This window comes from Rhizobium sp. 10N427 (assembly GCF_056394605.1).
Window position 1 is genome coordinate 48,347 of record NZ_JBFTID010000002.1, and the last position, 16,690, is coordinate 65,036.

Here is a 16,690-nt window from a genome sequence, read left to right on the forward strand (position 1 = left end):
TCATGCTCTGCACTCTTCACGAATCTGAACTGCCCGAGCTTGCGATCTCGATCCGCCAGCCTTGGGCGCATGCCATCGTCATGGGGTGGAAGGATATCGAAAACCGCAAATGGAGCACGCGTCACCGCGGTCTCGTTTGCATCCACGCCAGCGCCTACAATCGCCGGAACTTCGATGAGGATTACGGCGACTACCTCGAAGTCGTGCAAGGCTTTGTAAAGGCATCGCCGCACAATGATCTTGCCAGCATCAGTGAAAGCGACCTGTCGTTTGGTGCGATCATCGGCGTAGCGCGCGTCGTCGAGGTTTCGACATCGCACGATAGCCCTTGGTTCTTCGGGCGGTATGGCTTCGTGCTTGCGGATCAACAGCGGTTGGAAAATCCAATTCCGCTTAAGGGTGCGCTCGGCTTTTTCGAATGGCGCGAACGCCTACCAACAGCGCAGGCCGCTGCCGAGCCACCAAAGCAAATGCTGCAACCAGCACAGGGAAGCCTATTCTGATGCCGCTCGCAGCCATGCCTTTCATCAACAAGCTTTCGGAGCGCACGCAGTGCCCGGCATGCGGCTCCGCGCGCTCGGAGTTCATCACAGTGCCACGCAGCGGAACCCGCCTGCAGCAAGCAGTCGCCGAATTTGAGTGTGACGCCACCTTTCGTGCATCAAAGGACGGCATCGCCGTCATCTACCCATGCCCGGCTCGATCCGTTCTCGTGGCCGAGCTCATGACCATCGAAGTCAACGGAAAGAGTGAGGTCGATACATGAGGCCGAGCACCACAACGGAGCAACAGTTTTCGACGGCCTTCCTGCTTTTCGCTCAGTACGGCGGACGAGCCGTCATTCCGGTCGATGACGTCTGCCGTGACTACTTCAATCACCTGACCCCGGCAAAGTTTCTTCGGAAGGTGACGGAGGGCGAAATCGCAATCCCGGTCGTTCGCGCTGAAACCTCCCAGAAGTGCCAGAAGGGTGTGTATCTGCAGGATCTCGCCAACTACCTCGATAATCGGCGCGAAGCGGCGCTCAAGGAGTTTCGTCAGCTTCACCGCTGACGGCCGTTACCGGCAGCCACTTCCATCCGGCATATTTATCGCCAGTCTGCCGGATATGGGTGTAGCGCTTCAGGCTGTTCCACGACCGATGCGCTGACACCGTTGACGCCCTTGGAATATCCCAACCAATCTCAAAGAGCCGGGAAATCCCGTCATGGCGGAGATCGTGGAAATGCAGATCCTCGATCCCCAGCAGCTTGCAGGCGTCGGTGAAATTCTTGGAAATCGTTCCTGAGTTATAAGGGAAAATCCGCTCGTCAGTTTTCGGCATGGCTTTGATCAACGCGATAGCCTCGGGCGTCAGAGTACACCATGTATTGTTGCCGACCTTCTCCCCAGGATGCTTCATGTCGCGGACCAGCACCCGCTTATGATCGTCCTCGAAATCATCCCAACGGATAGACGTAATCTCTTCCTGCCGGCGGGTCGAAAAGATCGCGAACAGGATCACCTTGTCCATTGGCAACGCCTGTGGCGCCTTGATCCTCTTCTCGGTGAAGTAGTCGAGCAGCCGGTCGAGATCKGCGATCGTCGGCCGCTTGTCTCGCTCCTTGCTTCGACTGGTCACACCGAGACGCTTGGTCACCGTAACCGCATCCTCGAAGGCACCCTTGTCCAGTTGGAAACCCCACATCGGCCGCGCGACAGCGAAGATTGAGCCGAGATGCGCCATGTAATTGCCGACCGTCTGCGGCTGCCGCAGCTTCACCTGATGTTCCCGATCTTCCTCGATATCGGAATCATCCTCTCCTTCCGGCAGCCAGCCATCCTTCAATTCGGTCGCGAACCGGCCGATATCGACGCTCGTGATCTGGCTGCACCGCATCGCTGCCAGCGGATGCTTTTTGATGAGCCTCAGGCACTGAGCCTTCGTCTTGCCGATTTTCTTGACTGACACCTCGATGTATTTGTCGATCGCCTGCCCAAGTGTCACGTCAGGATTTTTCAGCCGGTCGATCGCGCCTGGCTGGTCCAGCTCCGTTTCGCGTCTCTTGAGCCAGGACTTGGCAGCCGGCCGCCGCTCGAAAGTCTGCGCTTCGGTGTGAACCAACACGCCATCTCGCTTTATCCGGATCTGTGCGGTATAAGCCTTCGTCCCGTTCCGGCGCGTTCGCTCTGATATCGTCCCCATGAAGTGCTACACGGCCTCCTGCAGATGCTACGCTGTAGCATTAGCATCGCAGAAACGGGCAGAAAAGCGATAAAACGAGAGAAAACGAGACAACATGAAAGTGGCCGAAACCACTGCGCAGCAAGGAAAGTCGCTGTATTCCAAGGGTCCCGTATTCGCGGTTGCACCTATGATCGACTGGACCGATCGTCATTGTCGCTATTTTCACCGGCAGATCAGCCGCAACGCCTTGCTCTATACCGAGATGGTGGTGGCCGATGCGATCATCTATGGCCCGCGCGAGCGGCTGCTGTCCTTCGACGCGGCGGAACATCCGGTGGCTCTGCAGCTCGGCGGCTCCGATCCGGCCAAGCTGGCCGAGGCCGTCAGGATCGCCGCGCCCTATGGCTATGACGAGATCAATCTGAATGTCGGTTGTCCCTCCGACCGTGTCCAGTCAGGCACCTTCGGCGCCTGCCTGATGCTGACGCCCGAGGTGGTGGCCGAGTGCGTGCGTGCCATGAAGGCGGTGTCGGCGGTGCCGGTGACCGTGAAATGCCGCATCGGCGTCGATGAGCAGGATCCCGAGGCTGCTCTGCCCGATCTCATCACCCGCGTGCTCGATGCCGGCGCCGACGCCATCTGGATCCATGCCCGCAAGGCCTGGCTGAAGGGCCTGAGCCCGAAGGAAAACCGCGAGATCCCGCCGCTCGATTACGAGATGGTCTATCGCATGAAGCAGCGCTGGCCCGATGTTTTCATCGGCATCAACGGCGGCATCCACACGCTTGAGGAGGCGCAGGCGCATCTCGGGCATGTCGATGGCGTCATGCTCGGCCGCGCCGCCTATCAGAATGCCGCCATTCTCGCCGAGGTCGACCAGCGCTTCTATCGCGCCCCGGCCCGCGAGATGGATTGGGATCAGCTGCGCGACCGGATGATGGCCTATGCGCAGGCGCATATCGACAATGGCGGCCGTGTCCAGCATATCGCCCGCCACATGGTCGGCCTGTTCACCGGCCTGCCGGGCGCCCGGCGCTACCGGCAGATCCTGTCGACCGATGCCACCAAGCCCGGCGCCGGTCCGGAGGTGATTGCCGCCGCCTTCGCAGCGGTGGATTTCAGCGCCGCGCCGGCCGAAGCGCTCAGCGCCTGATCCCCAAACGAAAAACGGCGCCCGAAGGCGCCGTTCTCATTCCTGCCGAAGCAGAAATCGAATTAGTTGGCCGAGATGTTGACGGCCTTCGGGCCCTTGCCCATGCGATCCGGCTCGGTGTCGAACGTGACCTGCTGGCCTTCGCGCAGCGACTGAATGCCCGAAGCCTGGAGAGCGGAGATGTGGACGAATACGTCCTTAGCGCCGCCTTCCGGAGTGATGAAACCAAAACCCTTGTCCTGGTTGAAGAATTTTACGGTGCCCTTGGTGGCCATGTGGGATAGTCCTTTTCCCTTAGTCTTGTCTTAGTATCCGCCCCCTCGAGAGGAAGCGGACGGCTTTAGCTTTCGTCCCGCGAACCGGGCGCGAAGGGTCAGTCGGAGAAGTCACGTACGGGGAAAGAACGTCTACGAAGCGGTTTTGCCGCTCTGCCACCCTTGCGGGAGAGCTACCAATCTGTCCAGTCACCGGCATGCTAATGCCCGAGTACTGCATGACGTGACAGCATTCGGAATAAAAAGCAAGCGGCAATATTGTGGCACGCCCTTCGCGAAGCCCGGAAATACCAAAGATTCAGATAGTTGACCAAATGTGACAACCCACAGATTCGGCTGTCCCATTTCGGGACTCCGTGCCGGAACGGGACCGTTATACAACCTGCAGAGATATATCAGGCACAGCATCACATGGGTGATTACAGTCGCCATCAATCCACGGAAGGCGAGTGTCATGCGACGGTACTTGCCGCGGGCGACCGCAATCGCTTTGTTGCCGGTGTTCGCTGCACGGCACGCGACCGATAATCGCGCCCGCGTCCTTTCATTGCCTGCCGCTTTGCGTCTAAGATCGCCGGACCGCAACAGCAAGAGCATGCCATGTCATCCGCCATCAACCCCGTCATTCCTGTTCCGCAGCCCGTTCTCCTGCCGGTCGAAGGCAGCGCCAGTTTCTTTCCGGTGCGCCGCGTCTATTGCGTCGGGCGCAACTATGCGGACCACGCGATCGAGATGGGCCATGATCCGAGCCGCGAGCCGCCCTTCTTCTTCCAGAAGAACGCGGACAATCTTCTGCCAGCCGGTCAGCCTTTCCCCTACCCACCGCTCTCCGAGGACGTGCATTACGAAGCCGAATGCGTGATCTTTCTGAAAGAAGGTGGCGAGAACATTCCGGTCGAAAGGGCGCTCGCCTGCATCTACGGCTACGCCATCGGCATCGATTTCACCCGCCGCGACCTGCAGGCGGTTGCCAAGAAGATGGGCCGTCCGTGGGAAGTGGCCAAGGCCTTCGAATATTCTGCTCCCGTTTCGCCGATCGTCCCCGCCGATGAGCTCGGTCACCCCCAAAGCGGCCGTATCTGGCTCGATCACAACGGCAAACGCGTCCAGGAAGGCGATCTGAACCAGATGATCTGGAAAGTGCCGGAGATCATTGCCGAACTCTCCAAACTCTTCATCCTCGCCCCCGGCGACGTCATTATGACCGGCACGCCGGCCGGTGTCGGCGCTGTCAAGAAGGGCGACACGGTCGAGTGCGGCATCGACGGCGTCGCCACCCTCACCGTTACCGTCGGCTGAGGCGCGCCATGCCCGTCTATGCACTTGCAGGATTGAAACCAAGGCTGCTGGCAGACGACCTCTATTGGATCGCCCCGGATGCCCATGTGATCGGCGATGTCGCGCTCGGCGAAGGCGTTGGCATCTGGTTCGGCGCGGTGCTGCGCGGCGACAACGAGCCGATCACCGTCGGTCGCAACACCAATATCCAGGAAGGCGCCATGCTGCACACCGATCCGGGCGCCCCGGTGACGATCGGCGAAGGCTGCACCATCGGACACCACGCCATCGTCCACGGCTGCACCATCGGCAACAATTCGTTGATCGGCATGGGCGCGACAGTGCTGAACGGCGCGAAGATCGGCAACAACTGCCTTGTCGGCGCCAATGCGCTGGTCACCGAGGGTAAGGAATTTCCAGACGGCTCCCTGATCGTCGGCTCCCCCGCCCGCGCCATCCGCACGCTGGATGAAAAGGCGATCGAGGGACTTAGGCGCTCGGCGGAGAAATACGTGTCGAACTGGCAGCGGTTTGCGCGGGATTTGAAGCGGCTGGATTGATCAGAACAGAAGAGTGACGCCGGTGACGTTTTTCACCGCCACCTTGATGAGGCCGAACACCGCGGACAGGATCTTCTGGGCGGCGTTGTAGAGAAGGAATTCGAACTCTTTCAGAGCGCTGTTGAGATTGATCTCAAGCAGATGAAGCGTCAGGTCGGCGTTCTTGTCGCTAATCTCCCCGGCAGCAAGCTGCGCGATGACCTTGGCGGTTTTCTGGGCGATGAATTCAAGCTGGAAGGTCATTTCCTGCTTGATACCGCTCCATTGGTCTTTTGCCTTGAGGATCGCCACCTCGAGGAGCCCTTCGAGAAGCTCCTTGGCAGACCCCGGTGCGAAGTTCGCAGTATCGATCGGCATGAACAACCCCCTATTATTTCAAGGCGCCTTCCATCGTCTTTGGAATGGCGCAAACGTTTCGAACAACGGAAATATTGTCGGCCTCGTTAGGCGCCTGGCCGTCGGCCTTGAATGCTGCGCGCGAGGCCTCGATCGCCCGGCGACAATTATCGATATCATCGACAAGAAGCTGTGCGGCATTGGCCGCCGGCCGCCCGCGGAGGTAGGCCGGCCGCTTGCCGGCAATGTCCGCAGCCTCCTTCACACCCGCCAACGCGTCGATGTAATAGGGCTCCACCTTGCCATAGGGCACACGTGAGGGGCTGCTTGCCTCGATAGAGGTTTCGATCTTGGTGAGGCTGGCATGCGCGCCGTCCAGCTTCGCATAGATCGCCTCATTGTAACTGGGCGCGAAAATGGTACAGCCGCCGAGCAGCAGCGGTAGCGTCAAGCTCATCAGTTTGCGGATAAGACCCATGGGATGCCCTCCATTCACGGACATCCTAGCGCGTGCAAAATCAAATGCAATCTTAAATTACATATAAAATAAAATACACTACATAGATGCATTCGATTGCATGACGTCAGGCCGCGCAGCTCTCGCAAACGCCGCGGATCTCGATCGTCGTCTTCTCCGCCTTGAACTTCTTGCTGCGCATCCAGTTCATCAGCTGATGATCGACAGCGTGGTCGTGGAACTCGATGACCTGACCGCAGCTCTCGCAGATGGCGAAGGCGACGGTGCCGTGGCTGTGGCAATTCTCGTCCGGATGGGCGCAGACGACGAAGGAGTTGATGCTCTCCAGCCGATGCACGACGCCATACTCCAAAAGCTTCTCCAGCGCCCGGTACACCTGCAACGGCGCCCGGAACCCGTGATCGCGCAATTTGTCGAGGATCGTGTAGGCGCTGAGCGGGCCCTCCGCCTTTTCCAGGACATCGAAGACGAGCGCCTGGTTCTTGGTCAGCTGTGGCGTGTTCATGTGCCTTGTCCTTGCGGTTCCTTGCGCCCCAACCGCGGCAGCAGGCTGAGGATGAAGAGAATGAGGGCTGCGACGACGATCGACGGGCCTGACGGCGTGTCATAGGTGAGCGAGCCGAAGAGACCGCCGACGACGGCAACGGCGCCGATCAGCGATGCCAGCACCGCCATGATCTCGGGCGTCGGTGAAAAGCGGCGCGCCGCAGCTGCCGGAATGATCAGTAGCGAGGTGATCAGCATGATGCCGACGATCTTCATGGCAATGGCGATGACGACCGCCATCAACAGCATGAAGAACAGCCGCGCCCGCTCCGGCTGCAGGCCTTCGGCTTCGGCAAGCTCCGGATTGACGGTCGAGGCCAGCAGCGGCCGCCAGAGCCAGGCGATCGCCGCGACGACGAACAGCCCGCCGCCCCAGATCATCGCAATATCGGTCTTCGACACCGCAAGGATATCGCCGAACAGGAAGGCAATCAGATCGATCCGCACCCAGCTCATGAAGGCGACCATGACGAGGCCGATGGCGAGCGTGGCATGCGAGAGAATGCCGAGCAGCGCATCGGCCGAAAGCGCCTGACGCTTCTGCAAAAAGAGCAGCAGGATCGACACCGTAGCGGCAACGCCGAAGACCGCGAGCGTCAGATTGAGCTGAAAGAGCAGCGACAACGCCACCCCAAGCAGCGCCGAATGGGCGATCGTATCGCCGAAATAGGCCATTCGCCGCCAGATGATGAAGCAGCCGAGCGGCCCTGTCGTCAGCGCCAGACCGACGCCGGCGAGAACGGCACGGACGAAGAAATCGTCAAGCATGGCGCTCTCCCGCATGGTGATGGTGATCGTGGCCATCATGATCGTGAGCTCTATGATCGTGCCCGTCCCCATGATCGTGATCGTGGTGATGGCCGTCCTCGGGATGGCAGTGATCGGTCACTGATCCGTCTGAATGCAGGACGCGCCCATCCGGCAGATGCGTATGGTCGTGGTGGTGGCTATAGACGGCAAGCGTCTGCGCCGCCCGGCTGCCGAACAGCCGCACATATTCGGGGCTCTGGCTGACGGCCTGCGGCGTACCGCGGCAGCAGACATGGCCGTTCAGGCAGATGACAGTATCGGTCTCGGCCATCACGACATGCAGGTCATGGGAAATCAGCAGAATGCCGCAGCCGGTTTCGTTGCGGATCTGCTTGATCAGGTCGTAGAGCGCGATCTCGCCGGAAAAATCGACGCCCTGCACAGGCTCGTCAAGCACTAGCAGATCGGGCTTGCGGGCAATGGCGCGCGCCATCAAGGCGCGCTGGAATTCGCCGCCGGAGAGATGCTGAACTTCGGCGTTCAGCATATGCGCCATGCCGGCAGACTCGAGCGCGGCCATCATTTCCTTCTCGGCGAGCGGGCCGGTCAACGTCATCAGCCGGCGCACATTCAGCGGCAATGTCCAATCGACGGCAAGCTTCTGCGGCACATAGCCGACCTTCAGCCCAGGCAGCCGTTCGACGCTGCCCTCGTCAGGCTTGAGCACGCCGATGGCAGTCTTGGCACTTGTCGATTTTCCGGAGCCGTTCGGCCCGATCAGCGTCACGATCTCGCCGCGCGAAACGGAAAAATCAACGCCGCGCACCAGCCAGCGGCCATTGCGGCGAATACCGGCATTATTGAGGGAAACCAGTGGCTTCGCCCCGGAATTGGCGGGAGATAACATCATTTTTCCTGATGTGCTGTTGCGTCCTGCTATCGCACACGTTATAGCATTACGCAATTGATGTAATAACATAACAAACGCAATTCAAGCGGAGCGTGCACATGAAACTGGCTGCCGGCCTCACCCTCATCCTTCCGGCCCTGATGCTGGCAGGAACAGCCAAGGCTGCCGATGCGCCTGTTGTCGTCACCTCGATCAAGCCCATTCATTCACTGGTCGCCTCGATCATGCAGGGCGTCGGAACGCCAGAGCTGATCGTCGATGGCGCCGCCTCCCCGCATACCTACAATCTGAAACCATCCAACGCGCGGGCGCTGCAGGATGCAAAGGTGATCTTCTGGGTCGGCGCCGGGCTGGAAGCATTTCTCCAGAAGCCTCTGGAGGCGCTGGGCAGCGATGCCAGCATCGCCGAACTCGACAATGCGCCCGGCCTCACCAAGCTGAAATTCCGCGAAGGCGGCGCCTTCGAGCCGCATGATGACGGCGACGAGGCCGAAGGCCACGATCACCAGGCTGCGGAGGCCACCGGTCACGATGGCGGGCACGACAATGACCACGATCACGGGCATGGCGAATTCGATACGCATCTCTGGCTAGACCCGATGAACGCCAAGGCAATGGCCGCCGAAATCACCACCACGCTGGTCGCCGCCGACCCGGCGAACGCGTTGACCTACCAGGCCAATGCCAAGACGCTCGATGACAAGCTCGATGCACTCGACAAGGAACTGGCGGCGACAGTCGCTCCGGTCAAGGACAAGCCTTTCATCGTCTTCCACGACGCCTACCAGTATTTCGAACATCGCTACGGCATCAAGGTGGCAGGATCGATCACCGTCAGCCCGGAAACCATTCCCGGCGCAGAACGGGTGTCGGAGATCCACCAGAAGGTCGGCGAACTCGGCGCCACCTGCGTCTTCGCCGAACCGCAATTCGAACCGCGCCTCGTCGACGTCGTCATCGAAGGCACCAAGGCCAAGTCGGGCGTGCTCGATCCAGAAGCTGCAACGCTGAAGGCCGGCCCCGATCTCTATTTCACCCTGATGCGCGGCATCGCCGCCAGCATGAAGGATTGCCTCAGCCGCGATAGCTGAGCGCATTCGAGCACCGGCCAGAGAAGGCGAGCGCTTCTGCTCGTCTTTTTTAGGTCGCCATATGTAATGGTATAACATTTATAATGGAGATATCCATGGACAGCAGACTTCCGGTCACGGTTCTCTCGGGCTTTCTCGGCGCGGGCAAGACGACGCTTCTCAATCATGTCCTCTCCAACCGGCAGGGAATGCGCGTGGCGGTGATCGTCAACGATATGAGCGAGGTCAATATCGACGCCGCGCTGATCCGTGACGGCGGCGCCAATCTTTCGCGCACCGAGGAGCAGTTGGTCGAAATGACCAATGGCTGCATCTGCTGCACCCTTCGCGACGATCTGCTGAGCGAAGTCCGTAAGCTCGCCGCCCAGGGCCGGTTCGACTATCTGTTGATCGAATCGACCGGTATCGCCGAACCCCTGCCCGTCGCCACCACCTTCGAGTTCCGCGACGAGAAGGGTGAGAGCCTCTCCGATATCGCCCGGCTGGATACGATGGTCACTGTGGTTGATGCCGCAAATCTCCTGGCCGACTATGGCTCGACCGATTTCCTGGCCGACCGTGGTGAAACGGCGGGCGATCGCGACAACAGGACGATCGTCGATCTCCTCGTCGAGCAGATCGAATTCGCCGACGTCGTCGTGCTCAACAAGAGCGGGACCGCAACGCCGGAACAACGCCATGCGGCCCGCACCATCATCACCGGGCTGAACCCGGACGCACGGCTGATCGAAACCGATTTCGGCCGCGTGGACCTCGGCGACGTCCTCGGTACCGGCCGCTTCGATATCGACAAGGCCGAGACCCATCCCCTCTGGTACAAGGAGCTCCACGGCTTCCGCGATCATGTGCCGGAGACTGAGGAGTATGGTATCCGTTCCTTCGTCTATCGCGAGAAGCGTCCCTTTCATCCCGCCAGGCTGCAGGCCTTTCTCGATCAGTCATGGCCGGGTGTGGTGCGTGCCAAGGGCTTCTTTTGGCTGGCCACCCGGCCTCACTATGTCGGGGAGATCAGCCAGGCTGGCGCAATCGTGCGGACCAGTAAGATGGGATTGTGGTGGGCAGCCGTGCCGAACGAACAATGGCCCCGCGATCCGGGCTTCACGGCAGCACTCGCGCCCTATCTCGACCCCATCTGGGGCGACCGGCGTCAGGAGATCGTCTTCATCGGCGCCGATCCGATGAACGAAGCAGCAATCCGCGCCGGCCTCGATACATGTCTTGTCGAAGCCGACGATTTCACACCGGACCAATGGCGCCACCTGCCGGATCCCTTCGCCAGCTGGGCGCTGCGTGCCGCATGACCGCAAGGCCGATCAAGCCGTTCCGCTGCGTCTGCGAGGAATGCGAACCGCTGCCGCCGATCCCGGGCCTCAGCGCTCCGGCAGAAGAGAAGAGCAAGCCAGCAGCGCTCGGAGCGGCACTCCTCACTGCCGCTATCTGGCGCCGTCCATCCGGCACCAGGAACAAATGAAAAGGGCGGCATCGCTGCCGCCCTTCTCATCGATCCCGGCTGCTTAGCGGCCGGAAATGATGCTGGAGATGATGCCGCTTGCCACGCCAACCAGCAGGAAGTCGTTATCGACCTTCACCCAATGGTAGCCACGCGGCGGAGCCGACAGGCGGTAGCGGCGGTAGTCGCGAACGTCAGACATGCGGCGGCGTTCCGCAGCACTGACGCGGTGACCCTTGGTCCAGCGGTACTTCTTGACGACGACCTGCTTGTGCACGTCCCGCTCGACGACACCGGGGCGGCGGTAATCGTTAGCGCTGGCTTCCGAAGCAACGATCGGCGACAGCAGGAAGGAGGCGGAGAGCAGAGCGGCGAAGATCTTTTTCATTGGGGTTTCCTCGTGTTGAACACGCCCCGAAATTACGTCTGCAAAGATGAACTGAATCTGAAACTTAAATTAAACTTTCGTAATCAAATCTGCATGATAAAGGGAGAAGTTTATAATTTAGTTTTATCTTATTAGCGATTATTGCTTTGCATCTCTGGTGGCCAACCTCGTCCTTCGAGGCCCCTGCGGGGCACCTCAGGATGAGGTTGGAGTGGATGTTTTCGCCAGGACCAAGAAATCAAGGATCTGAGCTACCGCAAATCCATCAGCGACCAAACCACTCGAAAAGCCATCAACACAGACCGCCCGCAAAGCCATCAACAACCAAGCCCGCAAACGACCAGCCCTCATCCTGAGGCGCCCCGCAGGGGCCTCGAAGGACGAGGGCGAGTGGCAGACAGGCCGACACTCCCTCACAACTCCTCGTAATTGAACCAATCGAAATCAGCCATCTTCGCCCTGCCCGACGTGTCGAAGGCAAACACACCGGCAAAGGCACCGGTAAACGAGCCATGCTCCCCACGCCCGCCCTCGTCGGAAACCACACCGGCATCCAGCTCCGGCCCGATCGGCTGCCAGGCGCCCATCCCTTCCGTCTGCCAGAAAAATTGCAGCCCGTTCTCGCGGATCTCCATCGACAGCTGCACGCGCCCGTCCGCCGGTAATGCGGCACCGCTTCCGGCAGGAAATGTCATGCGACCATTCGGATAGTCGCCATCGCAAGAGAAGATCGTCACACAGCGGCCGAGCTTCTCGTGCAGCGTCACGACGGCAGCGTGGAATTTGTGACGGTTATAGTAGTGCGTCAGCCCAGCCACCTGCTGATAGGTATCCGGCTGGAACTCGACAACCGTCTCTGCGCGAAAACTATGGTGCTCTTGGCGGCGCGCCACCAGAGCCTGCTCGAACCACGAGCCGATGCTCTCACGTCCGATCAGCCGGAGATGGCCGGGGCGGTCCGTGAGATTGAAGATGCGCTGCGGCTCCGGCGTGCGCAGCCATTGGAAATCGGCAGGCAGCTTTCCACCGTCGAAGCTGTATTCGGCGCGAACCGGCTTCTCGGCGAGCGTCGCGCCATTGAGGCCGGGAACCTCGACATCGGGCACCACGGTGCCGTTCTCGAGATAGAGCCAGCCGTCCTCCTTCCAGACGCATTTCTGCAGCGCCGTTTCACGCCCCAAGGTGCAGCGCCGCTTCGGCGGCATCGGCCGGCCGCAGAGATGCGTGTGATAAACCTGACCATCCGGCGTCTCGACATATTGCCCGTGCCCTGCCCGCTGCAGCACCGCGCCCGGCTGGTCCTTGGAGGTGATCAGATGCATGTTCGGATGCATCTCGTAGGGACCATCGATGTTGCGCGAGCGCGCCATGGTCACCGCATGGTCGTAGCCGGTGCCGCCCTCGGCAGTCGTCAGATAATAGTAGCCGTTCTTCCTGAAGAGATGCGGTCCCTCGACCAGCCCCAGCGGGCTGCCGGCAAAGATGTTCTTGATCGGACCGACAAGCTCGCGCGTTTTCGGATCCCATTCCTGCAGCAGGATACCGTCGAAGGCAGGCGATTTCGGCGCCCCGCCATAGCTCTCGGTACGATGGTTCCACTGCATGTTGACGAACCATTTGCGGCCATCCTCGTCGTGGAAGAGCGACGGATCGAAGCCCGAAGAATTCACATAAATGGGCTCGGACCATTCGCCCTCAATCGTCGGCGACGTCACGATGTAATTATGCGCATCCTTGAAATTGCCGTCGAAACGCTTGACGTCGGTATAGACGAGCCAGAACAACCCGTCCGCATAGGAAAGACACGGCGCCCAGACGCCGCAGCTGTCGGGGTTGCCGCGCATATCCAGCTGCGACTTGCGCTCCAGCGGACGCTTCACCAGCGTCCAGTTCACCAGATCGCGCGAATGATGGATCTGCACGCCCGGATACCATTCGAAGGTCGAGGTCGCGATATAGTAATCGTCTCCGACGCGGCAGATCGACGGGTCCGGATTGAAACCGGGCAGAATGGGGTTGCGGATCATAGCGGCTCCTCCAGAATTTGCGGTACGTACGTCAGTATAATAAGAGGTACGGGCGACGTTTCCCCAACTCCCTCATTCCTGTGCTCGTCACAGGAATCCAGCCGGCCCAAGTCCTTGGGCCGGGAAGAGTCTATTCGTCGCGCAGACGCGCGACGGCTGGATCTCTGTGCCATCCCGTGGGCGCAGCCCTAAGGGCACAGAGATGAGGGAGCGAGGGATTAGCCCCCAAACTCCCCCAATCGCCCTTACCCTAGTCCAGCTCGGCCGACTTGGCCCACAGATTGATATCCGCTTCCTTGGCATAGACATCGATCTGCTTCAGTTCGTCCGCCGTGAACTCGAGATTATCCAGCGCCTTGACGCAATCGACGATCTGCGAGGAGCGGCTGGCGCCGATCAGCGCCGAGGTCACGCGGTCGCCGCGCAGCACCCAGGCGATCGCCATCTGCGCCAGCGTCTGGCCGCGCTTTTCGGCGATCTCGTTGAGCTTCCTGATGTTGTCGATGATCGAAGGACGGATGAAATCCTTCTTCAGGAAGTGGTTCTGCGCCGCACGGCTGTCCTGAGGAATGCCGCCGAGATATTTGGTGGTCAGCATGCCCTGTGCCAGCGGCGAGAAAACGATCGAGCCCATGCCGGTTTCGTCGAGCGCGTCGAGCAGCTTGTCGTCCTCGACCCAGCGGTTAAGCATCGAATAGCTCGGCTGATGGATCAGGCAGGGCGTGCCGAGATCTTTGAGGATCTTCGCTGCTTCGCGGGTGCGCTGCGAATTGTAGGACGAGATCCCGACATAGAGCGCACGTCCCGAGCGCACGATATGATCGAGCGCGCCGCAGGTTTCTTCCAGCGGGGTCTCCGGGTCGAAGCGGTGCGAATAGAAGATATCGACATAGTCGAGGCCCATGCGCTTCAGGCTCTGGTCGCAGGAAGCGATCAGATACTTGCGGCTGCCCCACTCGCCATACGGACCCGGCCACATGTCGTAACCGGCCTTCGACGAGATGATCAGCTCGTCGCGCAGACCGGCAAAATCGGTGCGCAGGATTTCGCCGAAGGCGGTTTCCGCGCTGCCTGGAGGCGGGCCGTAATTGTTGGCGAGGTCGAAATGAGTGATGCCGAGATCGAAGGCCGTGCGGCACATATCGACCTTGCGGTCATGCGGGGTGTCGCCGCCGAAATTGTGCCAGAGGCCGAGAGAGACGGCTGGCAGCTTCAGGCCCGAACGGCCCGTGCGGTTGTACTTCATCTTCGAATAACGGTCGGAAGCCGGTTGCCAGCTCATAATTCTATTCCTTTAAGAAAATCGCGCGGGCAGATTTTGCCCGCGCGGGACAATAGTCGTTTGAAGCCTTACTTCAAGAGCGGCCTTATCGCAGCAGCGCTTGTGCTTCTTCGATGCCGAGGGCGGCCGGCTGGGTGCAGGTCGTCGTCAGTTCGATGAACCGGCCTTCTTCGCCCGACTTCAGGATCGAGGTCATGACATCGACGCCATGCAGCGTGCGATCGAGCGAGCAGCGCGCGTCCCGCCCCTCGATGATCGCCATCGCCATGTCGGCGAGACCAGCCGTGCGGTAGTTGGCGCGCGGTCCCTGCGGGCTCTCCTGGTTGAAGATGCCGAAGGGATGTTCCCAGCCATCAACCGGCTTGATGGCCTTGTCCTTGCCGCTCGCCTCGACGACGCCGCCGAAGAAGTTCGGGTCCGGCACGTAGATCGAGCCCTCGGTGCCGTAGAGCTCCATATTGGCATGACGGTGCGACCAGACATCCCAGCTCGCCGTCAACGTCACCGTGGCGCCGCTGACGAATTCGAGGATCGCCTGGATCGTCGTCGGGGTCTTCACCGGGATGACTTCGCCATTGCGCGGGGCGCTGGTGATGGTGCGGGTTTCCGATGCCATCGAGGTCATGGCGCCGACACGCTTCACCGGCCCGATCAGGTTGATCAGGTTGGCGATGTAGTAAGGGCCGAGATCGAGGATCGGGCCGCCGCCCGGCAGGAAGAAGAAGTCCGGGTTCGGATGCCACATCTCCATGCCGGGGCTCATGACGTAGCAGGCGCCCGACGTGATGCGGCCGACGCCACCTTCATCGATATATTTGCGGGCGAGCTGATGCGCGCCGCCGAGGAAGGTATCCGGTGCGCAACCAACCGACAGGTTCTTCGCCTTGGCGATGCGGCGCAGTTCCTCGCCCTGCTCCAGGGTCAGGACCAGCGGCTTTTCCGAATAGACGTGCTTGCCGGCTTCGAGGATCGACTTGGAGACCGGGAAATGCGCGTCGGGGATCGTCAGGTTGACGACGACGTCGATCTCGTCGTTCTTAAGCAGCTCCTCGATCGTCTGCGCCTTGACGCCGTATTCGGCGGCGCGGGCTTCGGCGGCCTGCATGTTGATGTCGGCGCAGGCAAGGACCTTCAGGCCCTTGAACAGCGGCGACAGCGAGAAGTAGGTGGTGGAGATGTTGCCGCATCCGATGATGCCGACGCCAAGTTCCTTGGTCATGATAAGCCTCAATAGGTCTTGTAGGATGCGATCGAGCGGGTGATCAGGCGGTCGATATCAGCCGGATTGTCATGCTCGACGACGAAATGCTTTGCCTTGGTGCCCTTGAGAGCAGCGATCAGCTTTGCCCAGGGCAGCGTGCCATGGCCGACATCGGCCCAGCCGTCTTCGTTCTTGTTCTCGCCTGCAGGCGCGATGTCCTTGACGTGAACCGCCGTGATCCGCGAGCCGAGCTTTTCGATCCAGGCGAAGGGATCGGCGCCGCCACGAACGACCCAGGCAATATCGGCTTCCCATGAAATATCCGGCGCGCCTTCGAAGATACGCTCGATCGGCAGCGAGCCGTCGGCGAGCTTGACGAATTCGAAGTCATGGTTATGCCAGCCGAACTCGTAACCTGCATCCTTGAAGGGCTTCGCCATTTCATGCAGGCGCTTGCCGAATGCCAGCCAGCCGGCACCATCGCTCGGGCGCTGTTCGGCCGCCAGATGCGGCGCATAGATCGAATCCATGCCGAGCGCCTTTGCGATATTGAGCGACTTCTTGACTTCGCCGTCGAGGAAATCCGGGCTGAAATGGCCGGTCGCCATCGTCAGGCCGTTCTTGTCGAGTTCGGCGCGCAGGCTCTTCAGGCCGGCATCGTCGAGATCGGCATAAATGCCGCCGAAGCCTTCGACTTCCTGGTAGCCGGCCTTGCCGAGCTTTTCGAAGATCGCCGAATAGGGCTGGAAGTTGCGCGCGCTGTAAAGCTGGAAGCTGAGTTTCGTCATAGTATCCTCC

General features: G+C 60.5%; 20 protein-coding genes. 8 read left to right on the forward strand and 12 right to left on the reverse strand.

The features are described 5' to 3' along the window. Positions 1-2 precede the first annotated feature (2 nt). The 3 genes from AC1DIJ_RS04695 to AC1DIJ_RS04705 are packed head-to-tail and all read left to right on the forward strand — an operon-like array spanning position 3 to position 1,053. The gene (locus tag AC1DIJ_RS04695; protein ID WP_477831249.1) at positions 3-503 is read left to right on the forward strand and encodes an ASCH domain-containing protein; all 501 of its coding nucleotides are present in this window, start codon (positions 3-5) and stop codon (positions 501-503) included. Beyond that, the gene (locus tag AC1DIJ_RS04700) at positions 503-766 is read left to right on the forward strand and encodes a hypothetical protein (protein WP_477831250.1); all 264 of its coding nucleotides are present in this window, start codon (positions 503-505) and stop codon (positions 764-766) included. Before AC1DIJ_RS04695 ends, AC1DIJ_RS04700 begins: the two co-directional genes overlap by 1 nt. Then, entirely contained in the window at positions 763-1,053 is a 291-nt protein-coding gene (locus AC1DIJ_RS04705) for a pyocin activator PrtN family protein (protein WP_477831251.1), read from the forward strand. The genes AC1DIJ_RS04700 and AC1DIJ_RS04705 overlap by 4 nt, the downstream gene beginning before the upstream one ends. Here AC1DIJ_RS04705 and AC1DIJ_RS04710 read toward each other — a convergent pair. Continuing rightward, a complete protein-coding gene (locus tag AC1DIJ_RS04710) occupies positions 1,025-2,185 on the reverse strand; it encodes a tyrosine-type recombinase/integrase (RefSeq protein ID WP_477831252.1) in 1,161 nt (386 codons plus the stop codon). The genes AC1DIJ_RS04705 and AC1DIJ_RS04710 overlap by 29 nt on opposite strands. Positions 2,186-2,318: 133 nt before the next feature. On the opposite strand from AC1DIJ_RS04710, the gene dusA reads away from it, so the two are divergent. Then, the gene (dusA, locus tag AC1DIJ_RS04715) at positions 2,319-3,320 is read left to right on the forward strand and encodes a tRNA dihydrouridine(20/20a) synthase DusA (RefSeq protein ID WP_477831364.1); all 1,002 of its coding nucleotides are present in this window, start codon (positions 2,319-2,321) and stop codon (positions 3,318-3,320) included. A 62-nt stretch (positions 3,321-3,382) separates the two neighbouring features. On the opposite strand, the gene AC1DIJ_RS04720 is transcribed toward dusA, so the two are convergent. Then, entirely contained in the window at positions 3,383-3,595 is a 213-nt protein-coding gene (locus AC1DIJ_RS04720) for a cold-shock protein (RefSeq protein ID WP_007533154.1), read from the reverse strand. A 600-nt stretch (positions 3,596-4,195) separates the two neighbouring features. On the opposite strand from AC1DIJ_RS04720, the gene AC1DIJ_RS04725 reads away from it, so the two are divergent. Beyond that, positions 4,196-4,894 carry a fumarylacetoacetate hydrolase family protein gene (locus AC1DIJ_RS04725; protein WP_112387143.1) on the forward strand — a complete coding sequence of 233 codons (699 nt, stop codon included), beginning with the start codon at positions 4,196-4,198 and terminating at the stop codon, positions 4,892-4,894. A gap of 8 nt (positions 4,895-4,902) precedes the next feature. Then, entirely contained in the window at positions 4,903-5,433 is a 531-nt protein-coding gene (locus tag AC1DIJ_RS04730) for a gamma carbonic anhydrase family protein (RefSeq protein WP_112387142.1), read from the forward strand. On the opposite strand, the gene AC1DIJ_RS04735 is transcribed toward AC1DIJ_RS04730, so the two are convergent. The 5 genes from AC1DIJ_RS04735 to AC1DIJ_RS04755 form a co-directional block, all read right to left on the reverse strand. Then, complete coding sequence (locus AC1DIJ_RS04735) at positions 5,434-5,790, reverse strand: hypothetical protein (protein ID WP_112443952.1); 357 nt, start codon at positions 5,788-5,790, stop codon at positions 5,434-5,436. A gap of 13 nt (positions 5,791-5,803) precedes the next feature. After that, positions 5,804-6,247: a hypothetical protein gene (locus AC1DIJ_RS04740; RefSeq protein ID WP_112387140.1), complete on the reverse strand. Its 444-nt coding sequence runs from the start codon at positions 6,245-6,247 to the stop codon at positions 5,804-5,806. Positions 6,248-6,353: 106 nt separating this feature from the next. Next, entirely contained in the window at positions 6,354-6,752 is a 399-nt protein-coding gene (locus AC1DIJ_RS04745) for a Fur family transcriptional regulator (protein WP_112387139.1), read from the reverse strand. Beyond that, positions 6,749-7,561: a zinc ABC transporter permease subunit ZnuB gene (gene znuB, locus AC1DIJ_RS04750; RefSeq protein WP_112387138.1), complete on the reverse strand. Its 813-nt coding sequence runs from the start codon at positions 7,559-7,561 to the stop codon at positions 6,749-6,751. The genes AC1DIJ_RS04745 and znuB overlap by 4 nt, the downstream gene beginning before the upstream one ends. Further along, positions 7,554-8,450 (reverse strand): metal ABC transporter ATP-binding protein, encoded by an 897-nt coding sequence (locus AC1DIJ_RS04755; RefSeq protein ID WP_162705952.1) that lies wholly within the window; start codon positions 8,448-8,450, stop codon positions 7,554-7,556. The genes znuB and AC1DIJ_RS04755 overlap by 8 nt, the downstream gene beginning before the upstream one ends. Positions 8,451-8,551: 101 nt before the next feature. On the opposite strand from AC1DIJ_RS04755, the gene AC1DIJ_RS04760 reads away from it, so the two are divergent. Together AC1DIJ_RS04760 and zigA are read left to right on the forward strand one after the other, a co-directional pair. Continuing rightward, positions 8,552-9,544 carry a zinc ABC transporter substrate-binding protein gene (locus AC1DIJ_RS04760; RefSeq protein ID WP_112387136.1) on the forward strand — a complete coding sequence of 331 codons (993 nt, stop codon included), beginning with the start codon at positions 8,552-8,554 and terminating at the stop codon, positions 9,542-9,544. Between the two features lie 95 nt (positions 9,545-9,639). Continuing rightward, entirely contained in the window at positions 9,640-10,845 is a 1,206-nt protein-coding gene (gene zigA, locus AC1DIJ_RS04765; RefSeq protein WP_112387135.1) for a zinc metallochaperone GTPase ZigA, read from the forward strand. A 213-nt stretch (positions 10,846-11,058) separates the two neighbouring features. Here the strand turns inward: zigA and AC1DIJ_RS04770 are convergent, their stop codons facing one another. The 5 genes from AC1DIJ_RS04770 to AC1DIJ_RS04790 form a co-directional block, all read right to left on the reverse strand. Next, entirely contained in the window at positions 11,059-11,382 is a 324-nt protein-coding gene (locus tag AC1DIJ_RS04770; RefSeq protein ID WP_112387134.1) for an RcnB family protein, read from the reverse strand. 413 nt (positions 11,383-11,795) lie between these two features. Next, a complete protein-coding gene (locus tag AC1DIJ_RS04775) occupies positions 11,796-13,409 on the reverse strand; it encodes a glycoside hydrolase family 43 protein (protein WP_112387133.1) in 1,614 nt (537 codons plus the stop codon). Positions 13,410-13,659: 250 nt separating this feature from the next. Further along, positions 13,660-14,691, reverse strand: a complete 1,032-nt coding sequence (gene mgrA / locus AC1DIJ_RS04780; protein ID WP_112387132.1) for an L-glyceraldehyde 3-phosphate reductase — start codon at positions 14,689-14,691, stop codon at positions 13,660-13,662. Positions 14,692-14,776: 85 nt separating this feature from the next. Further along, the gene (locus AC1DIJ_RS04785; RefSeq protein WP_112387131.1) at positions 14,777-15,910 is read right to left on the reverse strand and encodes a Gfo/Idh/MocA family protein; all 1,134 of its coding nucleotides are present in this window, start codon (positions 15,908-15,910) and stop codon (positions 14,777-14,779) included. An 8-nt stretch (positions 15,911-15,918) separates the two neighbouring features. Further along, positions 15,919-16,680 carry a sugar phosphate isomerase/epimerase family protein gene (locus AC1DIJ_RS04790; RefSeq protein WP_112387130.1) on the reverse strand — a complete coding sequence of 254 codons (762 nt, stop codon included), beginning with the start codon at positions 16,678-16,680 and terminating at the stop codon, positions 15,919-15,921. Between the last annotated feature and the right edge of the window lie 10 nt (positions 16,681-16,690).

What these genes read in the sequence shown, in the direction of transcription:
- AC1DIJ_RS04695 (WP_477831249.1), top strand. Translation starts at nt 3, where the DNA reads ATGCTCTGCACTCTTCACGAATCTGAACTGCCCGAGCTTGCGATCTCG.
- AC1DIJ_RS04700 (WP_477831250.1), top strand. Translation starts at nt 503, where the DNA reads ATGCCGCTCGCAGCCATGCCTTTCATCAACAAGCTTTCGGAGCGCACG.
- AC1DIJ_RS04705 (WP_477831251.1), top strand. Translation starts at nt 763, where the DNA reads ATGAGGCCGAGCACCACAACGGAGCAACAGTTTTCGACGGCCTTCCTG.
- AC1DIJ_RS04720 (WP_007533154.1), bottom strand. Translation starts at nt 3,595, where the DNA reads ATGGCCACCAAGGGCACCGTAAAATTCTTCAACCAGGACAAGGGTTTT.
- AC1DIJ_RS04725 (WP_112387143.1), top strand. Translation starts at nt 4,196, where the DNA reads ATGTCATCCGCCATCAACCCCGTCATTCCTGTTCCGCAGCCCGTTCTC.
- AC1DIJ_RS04730 (WP_112387142.1), top strand. Translation starts at nt 4,903, where the DNA reads ATGCCCGTCTATGCACTTGCAGGATTGAAACCAAGGCTGCTGGCAGAC.
- AC1DIJ_RS04735 (WP_112443952.1), bottom strand. Translation starts at nt 5,790, where the DNA reads ATGCCGATCGATACTGCGAACTTCGCACCGGGGTCTGCCAAGGAGCTT.
- AC1DIJ_RS04740 (WP_112387140.1), bottom strand. Translation starts at nt 6,247, where the DNA reads ATGGGTCTTATCCGCAAACTGATGAGCTTGACGCTACCGCTGCTGCTC.
- AC1DIJ_RS04745 (WP_112387139.1), bottom strand. Translation starts at nt 6,752, where the DNA reads ATGAACACGCCACAGCTGACCAAGAACCAGGCGCTCGTCTTCGATGTC.
- znuB (WP_112387138.1), bottom strand. Translation starts at nt 7,561, where the DNA reads ATGCTTGACGATTTCTTCGTCCGTGCCGTTCTCGCCGGCGTCGGTCTG.
- AC1DIJ_RS04755 (WP_162705952.1), bottom strand. Translation starts at nt 8,450, where the DNA reads ATGTTATCTCCCGCCAATTCCGGGGCGAAGCCACTGGTTTCCCTCAAT.
- AC1DIJ_RS04760 (WP_112387136.1), top strand. Translation starts at nt 8,552, where the DNA reads ATGAAACTGGCTGCCGGCCTCACCCTCATCCTTCCGGCCCTGATGCTG.
- zigA (WP_112387135.1), top strand. Translation starts at nt 9,640, where the DNA reads ATGGACAGCAGACTTCCGGTCACGGTTCTCTCGGGCTTTCTCGGCGCG.
- AC1DIJ_RS04770 (WP_112387134.1), bottom strand. Translation starts at nt 11,382, where the DNA reads ATGAAAAAGATCTTCGCCGCTCTGCTCTCCGCCTCCTTCCTGCTGTCG.
- AC1DIJ_RS04775 (WP_112387133.1), bottom strand. Translation starts at nt 13,409, where the DNA reads ATGATCCGCAACCCCATTCTGCCCGGTTTCAATCCGGACCCGTCGATC.
- mgrA (WP_112387132.1), bottom strand. Translation starts at nt 14,691, where the DNA reads ATGAGCTGGCAACCGGCTTCCGACCGTTATTCGAAGATGAAGTACAAC.
- AC1DIJ_RS04785 (WP_112387131.1), bottom strand. Translation starts at nt 15,910, where the DNA reads ATGACCAAGGAACTTGGCGTCGGCATCATCGGATGCGGCAACATCTCC.
- AC1DIJ_RS04790 (WP_112387130.1), bottom strand. Translation starts at nt 16,680, where the DNA reads ATGACGAAACTCAGCTTCCAGCTTTACAGCGCGCGCAACTTCCAGCCC.